We start from the raw sequence: 14,686 nt of genomic DNA, 5'->3' as shown, positions 1-14,686 counted from the left end.
TGCTCCTTAGAAAGGAGGTGATCCAGCCGCACCTTCCGGTACGGCTACCTTGTTACGACTTAGTCCCAATCGCCAGTCCCACCTTCGACAGCTCCCTCCCACAAGGGGTTAGGCCACCGGCTTCGGGTGTTACCAACTTTCGTGACTTGACGGGCGGTGTGTACAAGGCCCGGGAACGTATTCACCGCAGCGTTGCTGATCTGCGATTACTAGCGACTCCGACTTCATGGGGTCGAGTTGCAGACCCCAATCCGAACTGAGACCGGCTTTTTGGGATTAGCTCCACCTCACAGTATCGCAACCCTTTGTACCGGCCATTGTACATGCGTGAAGCCCAAGACATAAGGGGCATGATGATTTGACGTCGTCCCCACCTTCCTCCGAGTTGACCCCGGCAGTCTCCTATGAGTCCCCGCCATCACGCGCTGGCAACATAGAACGAGGGTTGCGCTCGTTGCGGGACTTAACCCAACATCTCACGACACGAGCTGACGACAACCATGCACCACCTGTAAACCGACCGCAAGCGGGGCACCTGTTTCCAGGCGTTTCCGGTTCATGTCAAGCCTTGGTAAGGTTCTTCGCGTTGCATCGAATTAATCCGCATGCTCCGCCGCTTGTGCGGGCCCCCGTCAATTCCTTTGAGTTTTAGCCTTGCGGCCGTACTCCCCAGGCGGGGCACTTAATGCGTTAGCTACGGCGCGGAAAACGTGGAATGTCCCCCACACCTAGTGCCCAACGTTTACGGCATGGACTACCAGGGTATCTAATCCTGTTCGCTCCCCATGCTTTCGCTCCTCAGCGTCAGTTAATGCCCAGAGACCTGCCTTCGCCATCGGTGTTCCTCCTGATATCTGCGCATTTCACCGCTACACCAGGAATTCCAGTCTCCCCTACATCACTCTAGTCTGCCCGTACCCACCGCAGATCCGGAGTTGAGCCCCGGACTTTCACGGCAGACGCGACAAACCGCCTACGAGCTCTTTACGCCCAATAATTCCGGATAACGCTTGCGCCCTACGTATTACCGCGGCTGCTGGCACGTAGTTAGCCGGCGCTTCTTCTGCAGGTACCGTCACTTTCGCTTCTTCCCTACTGAAAGAGGTTTACAACCCGAAGGCCGTCATCCCTCACGCGGCGTCGCTGCATCAGGCTTGCGCCCATTGTGCAATATTCCCCACTGCTGCCTCCCGTAGGAGTCTGGGCCGTGTCTCAGTCCCAGTGTGGCCGGTCACCCTCTCAGGCCGGCTACCCGTCGTCGCCTTGGTGAGCCATTACCTCACCAACAAGCTGATAGGCCGCGAGTCCATCCAAAACCACAATAAAGCTTTCCACCCCCACCATGCGATGAGGAGTCATATCCGGTATTAGACCCAGTTTCCCAGGCTTATCCCAGAGTTAAGGGCAGGTTACTCACGTGTTACTCACCCGTTCGCCACTAATCACCGGTGCAAGCACCGGGTCATCGTTCGACTTGCATGTGTTAAGCACGCCGCCAGCGTTCATCCTGAGCCAGGATCAAACTCTCCGTTGAAGTAAAACAAAAACAGACACAACCAACACCCCCGGGAAAACGGGACGCGAAGGCTGCACAAAATTTGAAACCAGCCAAAAACACCAGACCACACCACGGGGTGGCGGGATCCGGCAAATTCAACCAATCCATATAAACAAATTGGTATCAACAAACTTGGCACACTATTGAGTTCTCAAACAACAGACACACCCGGCACCACCACGACTTATCCAGTCGAGGATCGCTCCGGAGCAACTTTTCAAACTTACCCGGCCGCTTCACCCTGGTCAAATCGGCGCTTCCGACTCAGTGTTGCCGTGGGCATCTGGGTCTTCTTGGCCGATCAACTCCGGGGAGCAGCGCGGAAATAAACTCTACCACCACTTTGACCGGGTGACAAAGCAGTCCCCAAACGTCCCGCTGCGGCGGCGCCGAAAAGCCCGGAATCACAGGGATTCCGGGCTTTTTGGGCGCTGGCTGCAACTAGACCAGCGGTTGGAAGTACGCGGCTCCCAGCGGAGGCAGCGTGACGGTGAGCGTCGCCGGCTGGCCGTCAACACCGGCGTCGGACGCTGTCAGCGTTCCCTCGTTCTGCACGCCCGAGCCGCCGTAGCTCTCGGCGTCGGTGTTCAGCACTTCCTGCCACTTCCCTGCCATCGGCACGCCGAGGAGGAAATCCGTGTGCGGGCCGCCCGAGAAGTTGAACGCACAGACCAGCGGGTTGCCTGCCTTGTCACGGCGGATGAAGGTCAGCACATTGCGGTCCGAGTCACCGCCATGGATCCACTGGAAACCGGCGGGATCGTTGTCCAGCTCGTACAGGGCCGGGGTGGAGCCGTAGAGCTCGTTCAGGTCCTTTGTCAGGAGCTGCATGCCGTGGTGCGCGGGAGTCTCCGCGAGCCACCAGTCCAGGCCGTGCTGTTCAGACCATTCCGTTTCCTGGCCGAACTCGGTGCCCATGAAGATCAGCTGCTTGCCGGGATGGGCCCACTGGTAGCCCAGGAACGCGCGCAGGTTGGCCAGCTGCTGCCATCGGTCGCCGGGCATCTTGCGCAACATGGATCCCTTGCCGTGCACCACTTCGTCATGGCTGATCGGCAGCAGGAAGTTCTCCGTGTAGGCGTAGACCATCGAGAAGGTGATGGTGCCGTGGTGCCACCGGCGGTTGTAGGGGTCCTCGGCCATGTACTTCAGGGAGTCGTGCATCCAGCCCATGTTCCACTTGATGCCGAAGCCCAGGCCGCCCTGGCTCGTGGGTGCCGTCACCCCCGGGAACGCCGTGGACTCCTCGGCAATCATGACGGCACCGGGGTGCGTTTTGTAGACCGTGGCGTTGACTTCCTGCAGGAAGGAGATCGCTTCGAGGTTTTCCCGGCCACCGAAACGGTTCGGCTGCCACTGGCCCTCCTCGCGGGAGTAGTCCAGGTAGAGCATGGAGGCGACGGCGTCCACGCGCAGGCCGTCGATGTGGAATTCCTCCAGCCAGTACAACGCGTTGGATACAAGGAAGTTGCGGACCTCCCGGCGGCCGAAGTCGAAGATCAGGGTTCCCCAGTCCGGGTGCTCGCCCAGATTCGGGTCTGCGTGCTCGTAGAGGGCTTCGCCGTCGAAACGGGCCAGCGCCCATTCGTCCTTGGGGAAGTGCGCCGGAACCCAGTCCAGCAGGACGCCGATGCCGGCCTGGTGCAGTTCGTCCACGAGGTGCCGGAACTCGTCCGGGTGCCCGAAACGGGACGTCGGGGCGAAGTAGGACGTGACCTGGTAGCCCCAGGATCCGCCGAAGGGGTGCTCGGCCACGGGCATGAACTCCACATGCGTGAAACCGAGCCACTTGACGTACTCGACGAGCTCTTTGGCGAGCTCGCGGTAGCCGAGGCCCACCCGCCAGGAACCGAGGTGGACTTCGTACACGCTCATGGGGGCGTTGTGCGGATCACGGGCGGCCCGGGCCTCCATCCACTCGGCGTCCTTGAAGGCGTAGGACGGCTCGACGACGCGGGACGCGGTCAGCGGCGGAACCTCTGTGCCGAACGCCAGCGGGTCGGCTTTCTCCACCCAGTAGCCGTGCCGCGTCCTGATTTCGAACTTGTAGCACGCCCCTGCCAGAACGCCGGGGATGAAGAGCTCCCACACTCCGGAAGAGCCAAGGGAGCGCATGGAGTGCTGCCGGCCGTCCCAGCCGTTGAAGTCACCCTTGACGCGCACTGCCTGGGCGTTGGGGGCCCACACGGCGAAAGTGACGCCGTCGACGTCGCCGAGGGAGGATTTGTAGTGCTGGACGTGCGCGCCGAGGACGTCCCAGAGCCGCTCGTGGCGGCCTTCACCGATCAGGTGCAGGTCCACCTCCCCGACGGTGGGCAGGTAGCGGTAGGGGTCGTCGACGGTCTGCGCGGCTTCGCCCTCGTACGTCACTTCCAAGCGGTAGTCCGGCACGTGGCCGGGCTCCAGCGGTTCCAGCACGGCCACCCAGACACCGCCGGACTCATGCTCCATCGGAACCGTGCCGGCCGCCGTGACGACGGCGACGGCCTCGGCCAGGTGCTTCACCGCACGGATGGTGACGTGGCCGTGGTCGTCGAAGTGCGCGCCGAGGACTGAGTGCGGCGCGTGGTGCTCGCCGGCCGCGACCCTCGCGAGGGTGTCCGGGTCCACGGGGAGGGGAGCCCCGGGCCGATCGATCCGTGCTGATCCTGTCATTGTGATACCTTCCGCTTCGGCTTCGGCCGGAACGCCGGAGCCTGTACTGCCGAGGAGACGTCGTGATGCGTTTACCGGGATGGAGAGCCAATCCGGCCTGTTGCGTAATTCGTAGATGACTTCGTAGAGCGCCTTGTCGAGCCACAGGGCCACAAACAGGGGCGAATCGCGGTCGATGCTGCCGGGGATGACGTCCGCATAGCCGGCCAGGAAGGCTTCGGCGCAGTCGTCCACCCAGCCCGCCGGGACGGCGGCGCCGGGAGTCTCCCGGGCAGCCGCGCCGGCGGCGTAGTCGAAGGAGCGCAGCATCCCGACGACGTCGCGCAGCGGGACGTCGGGGAAACTGCGTTCCGAGATCGGCCGCAGCGGCTCGCCTTCGAAGTCAAGGATGGCCCACCGCGGGGCCATACCGGTCCCGCCCGGAACCCGGAGGATCTGTCCGAGGTGGAGGTCGCCATGGATTCGCTGCAGTGGGCCCGCGTTGTAGCCCCGGAGGCGCAGCAGGAGCTCCTCGAGGGCATCGTCGTAGCGCCCGACGACGCTCCCGGCCTGCGCCCAGGACTGGCGCACGCGCTGGGCAACACCGGGCGCGATGTCGCTGCCCGGGACGGCTTCCGAGGCGGCGCCGAGGGCCTCGGCCAGACGGCGGTGCACCGTGGCGGTGGCGGCGCCCAGGGCACGTGCCGCGGCAGTGAAGTCCCTGCCCTGGACCGCCGCGTTAACGGCCAGCCGCCAGGCATCCAGTCCGCCGGCAAGGAATTCGTGGGCCACGGCCAGTTCGCCGTGGGCCGGGCGGGTGCCACCCTCCGCGGCATCCGTGGGAACGTCCCATTGGCCGGTGACCCAGCCTAGCGTGGCCGGCACTTCAACCGTGCGCCCGGCGGTCAGGGCGGCGCCGACCTCCACTTCCGGGTTCTGGCCCTCGGAGAGGACGCGGAAGAACTTCAGGATCGCGGCCGATTCGCCGTCGTGCACAATCACCGAACTGTTCGACTGCTCGCCGGACAGCACTTTCACCGTACCGGTGGCGAAGGGCAGGCGGTAGCCGGACTGTATGAGGTGGCCGGCGGCGTTTCCACTGGGGGAGGTACTGCCGTTGCGCATCAGTTCCAGCCACGCAGCGACAAACGCGGGGTCGTGGACGCCGTCGTAGATCCAGCGCTGCCCGCTGCCTGGACCGGCACTGTCGCCGTCCGTCTCCCCTACCAGGGCCGACTCCGCCCCGGCCAGCGGGGAGCGCCGGATGCTAAGTGGCACCTGCACGACGTCCGTGCGGCTTCCATCCGCCGTCGGGTAAGTCACGGCGAGCAGCCACACCTCGAGATCGGCATCACCCCGCCCTGGCGCCAGGCTCAGTCCGCCTACCGGCTCGAAACTGAACTCCGCGCTCTTGACGGGGAACCAGCGCTGCGCCGGAAGCCAGCTGCCCAGCAGGCCACTCAGGGCGGGGGAAAGGGTCGGTCGGGTCATGTCAGCCTTCGATGGACAGGATAGGCATCGCCTGGGTGAAAGGCGACGCCGGATTGGAGGCAGCCGAGCGGATCCGCAGCCAGAAGAAATCATGGCTGCCCAGGGTCAGCGTCAGCATTCCGTCGTCGCCGATCGCGGGGAAGGCCTGGCCGCCGAACACGTCCCGCAGTCCGCGCCCGGCGTACTTCGGCACCCGCAGGGTAGTCGCCACCGGGTGCTGGGAGAGGTTGAACGCGCACAGGATCGTTTCGCCGTCCACACCGGCCGAATTGCCTTCCGGAAGCTCACGCAGGTAGGCGAGGACGACGTCGTGATCCGCTTCGACGTGCTCGAACGCGCCCAGCCCGAAGGCGGGGTGGTTCTTGCGGACGCTGAGGATCTGGCGGGTCCAGCGCAGCAGCGAGCCCGAATGGGCAGCCTCGGCCTCGACGTTGGCCATGCTGTAGTTGTAGACGAGCGACTGGATCACCGGAAGGTACAACTTGCCCGGGTCGGCGTTGGAAAAGCCGGCGTTGCGGTCCGGGTTCCACTGCATCGGTGTGCGGACGGCATCGCGGTCCTCGAGCCAGATGTTGTCCCCCATGCCTATCTCGTCCCCGTAGTACAGGAACGGGCTGCCGGGCAGGGAAAGCAGCAGGGCATGGATCAGCTCAATCTCGGCGCGGGAATTGTCCAGCAGCGGGGCCAGCCGGCGCCGGATGCCGATGTTGGCGCGCATACGCGGATCCGGTGCGTACCAGCCGAGCATGGCGGCACGCTCGTCGGCGGTGACCATTTCCAGGGTCAGCTCGTCGTGATTGCGCAGGAAGGTGCCCCACTGGGCGCCTTCCGGAATGTTCGGAGTGTCCTTCATCGTCTCGATGATGGGCGCGGCCTTCTGGTCCCGCAGCGCGTAGTACAGGCGCGGCATGATCGGGAAGTGGAAGGCCATGTGGCATTCCGGTTCCTCTTCGGTGCCGAAGTACTCAACGACCTCGGCGGGCGGCTGGTTCGCCTCGGCGATGATGACGCGGCCGGGGTAGCTTTCGTCTACCATCTTGCGCAGCTTGCGGAGGAACTCGTGGGTCTGCGGCAGGTTCTCGCAGTTCGTGCCCTCTTCTTCGAACAGGTACGGGATGGCGTCTGCCCGGAAACCGTCGATCCCCTGGTCCAGCCAGAACCGGACGACGTCGAAGAGCGCGTCGATGACTTTGGGGTTCTCGAAGTTGAGGTCCGGCTGGTGGCTGAAGAAGCGGTGCCAGAAGAACTGGCGCCGGATCGGATCGAAGGTCCAGTTGGATTCCTCGGTGTCCACGAAGATGATGCGGGCGTCTTCGTACTTCTCGTCCGTGTCACTCCACACGTAGAAGTCGCCGAAAGGGCCGTCCGGGTCCTTGCGCGACTCCTGGAACCACGGGTGCTGGTCCGAGGTGTGGTTCAGCGGCAGGTCGATGATCACGCGGACGCCGCGGGCATGGGACTCGGCCACGAGGCGCTTGAAGTCGCTGATGGTGCCGAACTCGTCGAGCACGGAGTTGTAGTCCGAGATGTCGTAGCCGCCGTCGCGCAGCGGGGACTGGAAGAACGGCGGCAGCCATAGGCAGTCCACGCCCAGCCACTGCAAATAGTCCAGTTTCTCGATCAGGCCGTGGAAGTCACCGGAGCCGTCGCCGTTTCCGTCCGCAAAACCGCGGACCAGCACCTCGTAGAACACCGCCTTGCGGTACCACAGGGGATCATGCTGGAGGCCGGGAGCGTTCAGTTCAAAGGTCCCCTTCGGGCTGAAGTGCTGGCTGGGGTTTTGCATGCTGAAACTCACTCGTGCTACCTCCGGATGCTAAGAACATGGGCGGGTTCGACATGGGAGTCCAGCCGGACGTAGTTGTACTCCCCCCACTCCCAGCTTTCGCCGGTCAAGAGATCATCCACCATGAACCCGCCGTTGTGCGTCAGGGTCTCCGGGTCCAACTCCAGCGCGGCCAGGTCCAGCGACACGGTGCTCTCCCGGGTGCCGTGCGGGTCCACGTTGACCACGATGATCAGCGTGTCCTTCGAGCCGTCCGGCAGGGTCTTGTGCTTGGAGTACACCACCGTGGCGTTGTCGGTGCTCTTGTGGACGGTCAGGTTCTGCAGGTCCCCCAGCGCGGGGTGGGTGTGCCGGATTTCGTTAAGCCTGGTCAGGTACGGGGCAAGCGTACGGCCCGATCCGGCCGCGGCGTCCCAGTCCCGGGCCTTGTACTGGAACTTCTCGTTGTCGATGTACTCTTCAGCGCCCGGACGGGCCACGTGCTCGTAAAGCTCGTACCCGGCGTAGACGCCCCAGATGGGGCTTGCAGTCGCGGCGAGGACGGCACGGATCTTGAAGGCGGCCGGGCCGCCGTATTGCAGATACTCGGTGAGGATGTCCGGGGTGTTGACGAAGAAGTTCGGCCGGAAGTAGGCCGGCGATTCGTGGCTGATCTCCTGGAAATACTCCTCCAGTTCCTCCTTGGTGTTGCGCCAGGTGAAGTAGGAGTAGGACTGCTGGAAGCCGGCCCGGCCCAGCGCGTGCATCATGGCCGGGCGGGTGAACGCCTCGGCGAGGAAGACGACGTCGGGGTGTTTCTTGTTGACCTTGCCGATCAGCCATTCCCAGAACCACACGGGCTTGGTGTGCGGATTGTCGACGCGGAAGATCTTGACGCCGTGGCTCACCCAGAGGAACACGATGCGGAGGATCTCGTTGGACAGGCCCGCGGGGTCGTTGTCGAAGTTGAGCGGGAAGATGTCCTGGTACTTCTTGGGCGGGTTTTCGGCGTAGGCAATACTGCCGTCCACGCGGGTGGTGAACCACGCCGGGTGGTTCTCCACCCAGGGGTGGTCCGGGGCGGCCTGCAGGGCCAGGTCCAGGGCCACTTCCAGTCCCAGCTCACCGGCCCGCGCCACGAAGGCGTCGAAGTCTTCAAAGGTGCCCAGGTCCGGATGGATGGCGTCGTGCCCACCCTCCTTGGAGCCGATGGCCCAGGGCGAGCCCGGATCGTGCGGTCCGGCCAGCAGGGTGTTGTTCGGTCCCTTGCGGTACTGGACGCCGATCGGGTGGATCGGCGGCAGATAGATGATGTCGAAGCCCATGGCCGCGACGGCGTCGAGCCGCTGGGCGGCCGTGCGGAAGTTGCCGGAGGTCCACTCCCCGGTTTCGTGGTTGCGGACGGCGCCTTCGGAGCGGGGGAAGAATTCGTACCAGGCACCCCGGCCGGCGAGTTCGCGCTCCACGAGCAGGGGGTACGGCTTCGAGACGGTCACCAGTTCGCGGATCGGCTGGCGTTCGACGACGGCGGCCACCTCGGCGCTGAAACCGGCGGCGAGGCGCTCCTCGGGGGTCCGGGAAGCGTCCGAGAGCACGACGACGGCCATCCGCAGCATCCGCCGGTCGGCTGACGGGCGGGACGGGTCCTCCGACGCTTCGGAAAGCAGGGCGGCGCCCTCGGCAAGCATCAGCTCGACGTCGATCCCGGCTTCCACCTTCACCCCGGCGTTGTGGTGCCAGGTGCCGTAGCGGTCATGCCAGGCCTCTATAACGAAGGACCAGTTACCGGTTGAGGGGGGCGTCAGGAGACCTTCCCAGCGGTCGGTGCCCTTGCCGCGGTCGCCCCCGGGCGGGGCCAGCCGGACGCGCTGCCGTTCTTTCCCGCGGGGGTCCAGGAGCACGGCGCTGACGCCGAGCTGGTCATGGCCTTCGCGGAAGGCGGTGGCGCCGACCACCAGGCTTTCTCCCGCAACGGCTTTGGCAGGGAACTTCCCGCCTTCGACGGCGGGCTGTACGGCGGTGATCGGAAAACGGCCAAATCGAAGGCCCTCCGCAATCAGGGCCTTGGGCTTTTGCTTGGATACGGCACTGGTTCGCGAGTTATTCGTCACAGGCTCGACGTTATCTACAAATCGGCCAGATTGCTAAGGCAACGAAGTTCCTCCGGTGGTTTCCGGATTTTTCCGGCGGTGGACCGTCATTTATGCGTAAGAAACTCAAACCGGTTCCGGGGCTCTGACTTGTCCGTTAGTGTTTCGCTGGTGAAGGCTATCCGCAGATTTACCGTCCGTACCGTCCTCCCGGAGTCAATCCGGCCGCTGGCCCGGCTCGCCACCAACCTTCGGTGGTCCTGGCACCGGCCCACCCGGGAGCTTTTCGAAGGGCTGAACCCCCGGATCTGGGCTGAGAGCGACCACGACCCCGTCTCGTTCCTGGGCCTGGTCAGCAGGGAGGAACTGCAGCGCCTCGCGGCGGACCAGGACGTGGTGCGGCGTGTCCACGAGGCGGCCGACGCCCTGGACCGGTACCTGGAGCAGCCCCGCTGGTACCAGAGCCTGGGCGGCGACGCGCCGTCCTGCATCGCCTATTTTTCACCGGAGTTCGGGATCACCGAGGTGCTGCCCCAGTACTCGGGCGGCCTGGGCATCCTTGCCGGCGACCACCTGAAGGCAGCCTCGGACCTGGGCGTGCCGCTGATCGGCGTCGGCCTCCTCTACCAGGCCGGCTACTTCAAGCAGTCGCTGTCCCGCGATGCCTGGCAGCAGGAAACCTACCCGGTCCTGGACCCCGACGGCCTGCCGCTGACCCTGCTGCGCGAGGCCTCCGCGGACGGCAACGGCAGGCCGATCCAGATCTCGCTGCCGCTCCCCCAGGGACGCCGCCTGCTGGCGCACGTGTGGCGGGCCGACGTCGGGCGCGTTCCCCTCCTGCTGCTGGACTCCAACGTCCCGGGCAACGACGACGCTGCCCGCGGCATCACCGACCGCCTCTACGGCGGCGGCGGCGACCACCGACTCCAGCAGGAGCTCCTGCTGGGCATGGGCGGGGTCAAGGCACTGCGGGCCTACCAGAAGCTCACGGGCAGCCCGGCGCCGGAAGTCTTCCACACCAACGAAGGCCACGCCGGCTTCCTGGGCGTCGAACGGATCCAGGAGATGATGTCCGCTGCGGAGCCGCTGAGCTGGGAAGAAGCCCTGGCTGCCGGGCGCGCCTCCACGGTGTTCACCACGCACACCCCGGTCCCGGCCGGCATCGACCGCTTTGAGACCTCGCAGATCCAGCACTTTTTCGAGGCCGGGTTGGCGCCGGCCGTGCCGGTGGCCAAGATCCTGGACCTGGGCCGGGAAGATTTCACGGACGGCAACCCGTTCGTGTTCAACATGGCGGTCATGGGCCTCCGGCTGGCACAGCGGGCCAACGGCGTCGCCAAGCTGCACGGCGAGGTCTCCCGCGGGATGTTCTCCGCGCTGTGGCCCGGCTTCGACCACTCCGAGGTGCCCATCACCTCCGTCACCAACGGCGTGCACGTCCCCACCTGGGTGGACCCGCGCGTCTCCAAGCTGGCCCGAGACCAGTTCGGTTCCGAGGCGGAAGCCCAAGGCCGCTGGGACCTTGCCTACAACGTCAGCGACGAGGACGTCTGGGCCCTCCGGCGCGAGATGCGCGTCTCCCTGGTCGAGGATGTCCGCCGCCGCCTCCGGGCCGCCTGGAAGAAACGTGGCGCGGCCGACGCTGAGCTCGCGTGGACGGACTCCGTGCTGGACCCGGACATCATGACCATCGGTTTTGCCCGGCGGGTGCCGACCTACAAGCGCCTCACCCTGATGCTGCGCGAACCGGACCGGCTCAAGGCCCTGCTGCTGCACAAGACGCACCCCATCCAGCTGGTGATCGCGGGCAAGTCGCACCCGGCCGACGATGCGGGAAAGAAGATGATCCAGGACTTGGTCCGCTTCACCGACGACCCCGAGGTACGCCACCGGATCGCGTTCCTGCCCAACTACGACATCGCCATGGCCCGGACGCTGTTCCCCGGCTGCGATGTGTGGCTCAACAACCCCCTGCGCCCGCTGGAGGCCTGCGGGACCTCGGGTATGAAGGCCGCCCTCAACGGTTCGCTGAACCTCTCGGTCCTGGACGGCTGGTGGGACGAGATGTACGACGGCGAGAACGGCTGGGCGATTCCGACCGCCAACAACGACGCTTCCTCCGAAGAGCGCGACGACATCGAGGCGGCAGCGCTCTACGAGCTGCTGGAAACGCAGGTGGCCCCCCGCTTCTACGGACTGACGGTGTCCGACAGCGCCGGCGCCGCCGGGCCGTCGCAGCCCGGGCCGCAGAAGGTCCCGACGCACTGGGTGTCAATGATCAAGCACACCATGTCGCACCTGGGTCCGCAGGTGTCCGCGGACCGGATGCTCAAGGACTACGTCAACATCCTGTACCGCCCGGCCGCGATCGCGGGCCGGCGGGCCGTCGCGGACAACTTCAAAGAGGCGAAGACTCTCGCTGCCTGGACCGCCCGGATCCGCGCCGCCTGGCCCCAGATCCAGGTGGAACACGTCGACTCGGTGGGGGTCTCCGAGGATCCGCAGATCGGCGACCTGCTCCAGGTCAACGCCTACGTGGCCCTGCACGGGCTCACCCCGGACGATGTGTCCGTGGAAGTGGCCTACGGCAAGGCGGGAGACAGCGATGAGCTGGCCGATGTCACGGTGGCTGAGCTGACGTCCGTCGAGGACCTCGGCAAGAGCCGGTATCTCTTCTCCGACACCATCCTGATCGACCGCTCCGGGTCCTTCGGCTACACCGTCCGCGTGCTGCCCAAGCACGAGGCGCTGGCGTCCAAGGCGGAACTGGGCCTGATCGTCAACGCCTAGGACCGAACCGTCAGAAACGCCGCAGACCGGTCACCCGGCCTGCGGCGTTTTTGTCTGCTTGCTGCTTGCGGGCACGGCGACGACGTGGAGGTTTAGGGGTCCGCCGTGTACCGCCGTCGGGCCTAGGTGCGGTAGATGCTGATGGAATTTGCCTGGACCACGTCACGCTCCCCGGAGGACACGCGGACGCCCTGACGGCGGTCGTGCAGCTCTGAGGTGGTCAGGCGCAGTTCGAAGAGCCGGTTGCCCGTGCCGTCATCGTTGCTGAGCAGGGGCAGCGTGACCTTGACGTCCTGGGTGCTGCCGTTGACCACCACCAGTCCGTCCACCTGCCCGTCGTCGGAGCCGAGCAGGAGCTGGACCACACGGTGGGCAGGGTCATGCCAGCTGTCCCCGGCCATCGGCTCCCCGTGCGCATCAAACCAGTGGAAGTAGGACTGTTTCTCGCGGGTCGGATCGTCGTGCGCCTGGCCGGCCAGGAATTCCTTCCGCAGCCGGATCATGCGCTTGGTGCTGCGCAGCATCGCATGCGATTCGGGAGTGCTGGTCCAGTCGATCCAGGCGATGGGGTTGTCCTGGCAGTAGGCGTTGTTGTTGCCCTGCTGGGTCCGGCCGACCTCATCCCCGCCCGTGAACATGGGCACGCCCTGGGAGATCATGAGGGAGGCCATCAGGTTGCGGCTGGTCTGCGCCCGCCGGGCCAGAATGTCCTCGTCCTCCGTGGGGCCTTCGAATCCGTGGTTGTAGCTGCGGTTGTCCCCATGGCCGTCCCGGTTCTGCTCGCCGTTGGCCTCGTTGTGCTTACGGTCGTAGGACACCAGGTCGGCCAGGGTGAAGCCGTCGTGGGCCGAGACGAGGTTGACCGAGGCAAGCCGGGACCGGCCAGAGGCCTCAAAAAGGCTCGCGGAGCCGGACAGGGCGTCCGCGAGGGGGCCCACCGAGCCTCCCTGGCCGCCGGCGTCGATCGCGGCACGGTCAGCGAGCCAGAAGGTGCGGACGGCGTCACGGAAGTGATCGTTCCAGTCGACCCAGCCTGCCGGGAACCGGCCCGTCTGCCAGCCGCCGTAGCCCATGTCCCAGGGCTCGGCGATCAGCTTGGCGGTGGACAGGACGGGGTCGGCGGCGATCGCGACCAGGAACGGGTGGCGGGGATCGAACTCGTTGGCGGCGTTCCGGGCCAGCGTCACGGCGAGGTCGAAGCGGAAGCCGTCGATGTGGAATTCGTCTACCCAGTAGCGCAACGAGTCCAGGACCAGCTGGACCACGCGCGGTTCGCCGAAGTTCAGGCTGTTGCCGCACCCGGTGGTGTCCACGTACCTGCCGTGGCCGTCGTTGCGGTAGTACTGCATTTCGCCCAGGCCGCGGAAGCTCAACGTGCGGCCGTCGCTGCCGCCCTCGGCCGAGTGGTTGTAGACGACGTCGAGGATGACCTCCAGCCCGGCGGCATGAAGGAGCTTGACCATGCCTTTGAACTCGTCCTGGACCGCCTGCGCGCCCGCGGCCTGTGCTGCTTCGGTGGCGTACGCGGGGTGCGGGGCGAAAAACGCCGCCGTGTTGTAGCCCCAGTAGTTTGTCAGTCCGAGGCTCTGCAGATGCGGTTCGTCGACATGGAAATGGACCGGCAGCAGCTGCACGGATGTGATGCCGAGGGCGACGAGGTGCTCGATCATGGCGGGGTGCGCCAAGCCGGCGTAGGTTCCTTGGAGGTCTTCCGGCACGTCCGGATGGAGCATGGTCTGGCCACGGACATGGGCCTCGTAAATGATGGTGCTGCGCCACGGGATCCGGCGGCTGCTGTCGATTTCCCAATCGAAGTCGCTGGCCATCCGGACGTTCGTCATGAAATCGTCGTGCACGTCCACGGCCCGGCCGTAGGGGTCCAGCAGCAGCGGCTGCCCGCCGTCGGCGTCGAAATCCGTGGCGGTCATGGACAGGGGCAGCGGCAGCGGCAGCGGCAGCGGCAGCGGCTCATGGTCCGGCGAGGCACGGAGTCCGTAGCGGGAGCCGACCGGGAGACCCTCCACGATGCCGTGGTGGACGCCGTTCGTCACATTGGGCAGCGTCTCGAGTTGCCACATTCCGCCGGGGGCCTGGTAGGCGATCTCGAGGGTGGTCACCCCGGGCGCGTAGACCGCCACATTCGCGAAGGCACCCCGAGGGTCGTCCATTGCCGGCGAACCCGTGCTTGGAACACTGATGCCCAGCGGAAACGCCCGGGAGGCGTCTACGGTGGAGGCTGTATCTACATAAGGCATGACCATCGCTTATAGCTTAGCGGGGCCGGACAAACCGCCCCTACCTGTTTTTCCTGACGTTGTGCAGTGTACGGAAAAGAGCGTTGCATACTGGATTGAAGCG

At 65.5% G+C, this 14,686-nt stretch carries 5 protein-coding genes and 1 rRNA gene; 1 reads left to right on the top strand and 5 read right to left on the bottom strand.

Annotated features, from left to right (window positions below; genetic code table 11):
- Positions 1–10 precede the first annotated feature (10 nt).
- The 4 genes from ACQCSU_RS15075 to ACQCSU_RS15060 all read right to left on the bottom strand — a co-directional run bounded on the left by ACQCSU_RS15075 (position 11) and on the right by ACQCSU_RS15060 (position 9,559).
- A 16S ribosomal RNA gene (locus ACQCSU_RS15075) occupies positions 11–1,534 on the bottom strand.
- Positions 1,535–1,999: 465 nt separating this feature from the next.
- Positions 2,000–5,683, bottom strand: coding sequence for a 1,4-alpha-glucan branching enzyme (locus tag ACQCSU_RS15070; protein ID WP_426976085.1), 3,684 nt, complete (start codon positions 5,681–5,683; stop codon positions 2,000–2,002).
- Between the two features lies 1 nt (position 5,684).
- Positions 5,685–7,481 (bottom strand): maltose alpha-D-glucosyltransferase, encoded by a 1,797-nt coding sequence (gene treS, locus ACQCSU_RS15065; protein ID WP_426976084.1) that lies wholly within the window; start codon positions 7,479–7,481, stop codon positions 5,685–5,687.
- Positions 7,482–7,486: 5 nt separating this feature from the next.
- On the bottom strand, positions 7,487–9,559 hold the full coding sequence (locus ACQCSU_RS15060) for an alpha-1,4-glucan--maltose-1-phosphate maltosyltransferase (protein ID WP_426976083.1): 2,073 nt from the start codon (positions 9,557–9,559) through the stop codon (positions 7,487–7,489).
- Positions 9,560–9,709: 150 nt separating this feature from the next.
- Between ACQCSU_RS15060 and glgP the strand changes: the two genes are divergently transcribed.
- Positions 9,710–12,328, top strand: coding sequence for an alpha-glucan family phosphorylase (gene glgP, locus ACQCSU_RS15055; RefSeq protein WP_426976082.1), 2,619 nt, complete (start codon positions 9,710–9,712; stop codon positions 12,326–12,328).
- Between the two features lie 122 nt (positions 12,329–12,450).
- Here the strand turns inward: glgP and glgX are convergent, their stop codons facing one another.
- Positions 12,451–14,589 (bottom strand): glycogen debranching protein GlgX, encoded by a 2,139-nt coding sequence (glgX, locus tag ACQCSU_RS15050; RefSeq protein WP_426976081.1) that lies wholly within the window; start codon positions 14,587–14,589, stop codon positions 12,451–12,453.
- Positions 14,590–14,686 lie beyond the last annotated feature (97 nt).

Origin of the sequence: Pseudarthrobacter sp. O4 (genome assembly GCF_050157025.1) — a bacterium.
In the GTDB taxonomy this organism is placed as follows: Bacteria; Actinomycetota; Actinomycetes; order Actinomycetales; family Micrococcaceae; genus Arthrobacter.
The sequence above is the reverse complement of the archived record's forward strand: the minus strand, read 5'-3'. Positions and strand labels throughout refer to the sequence as shown.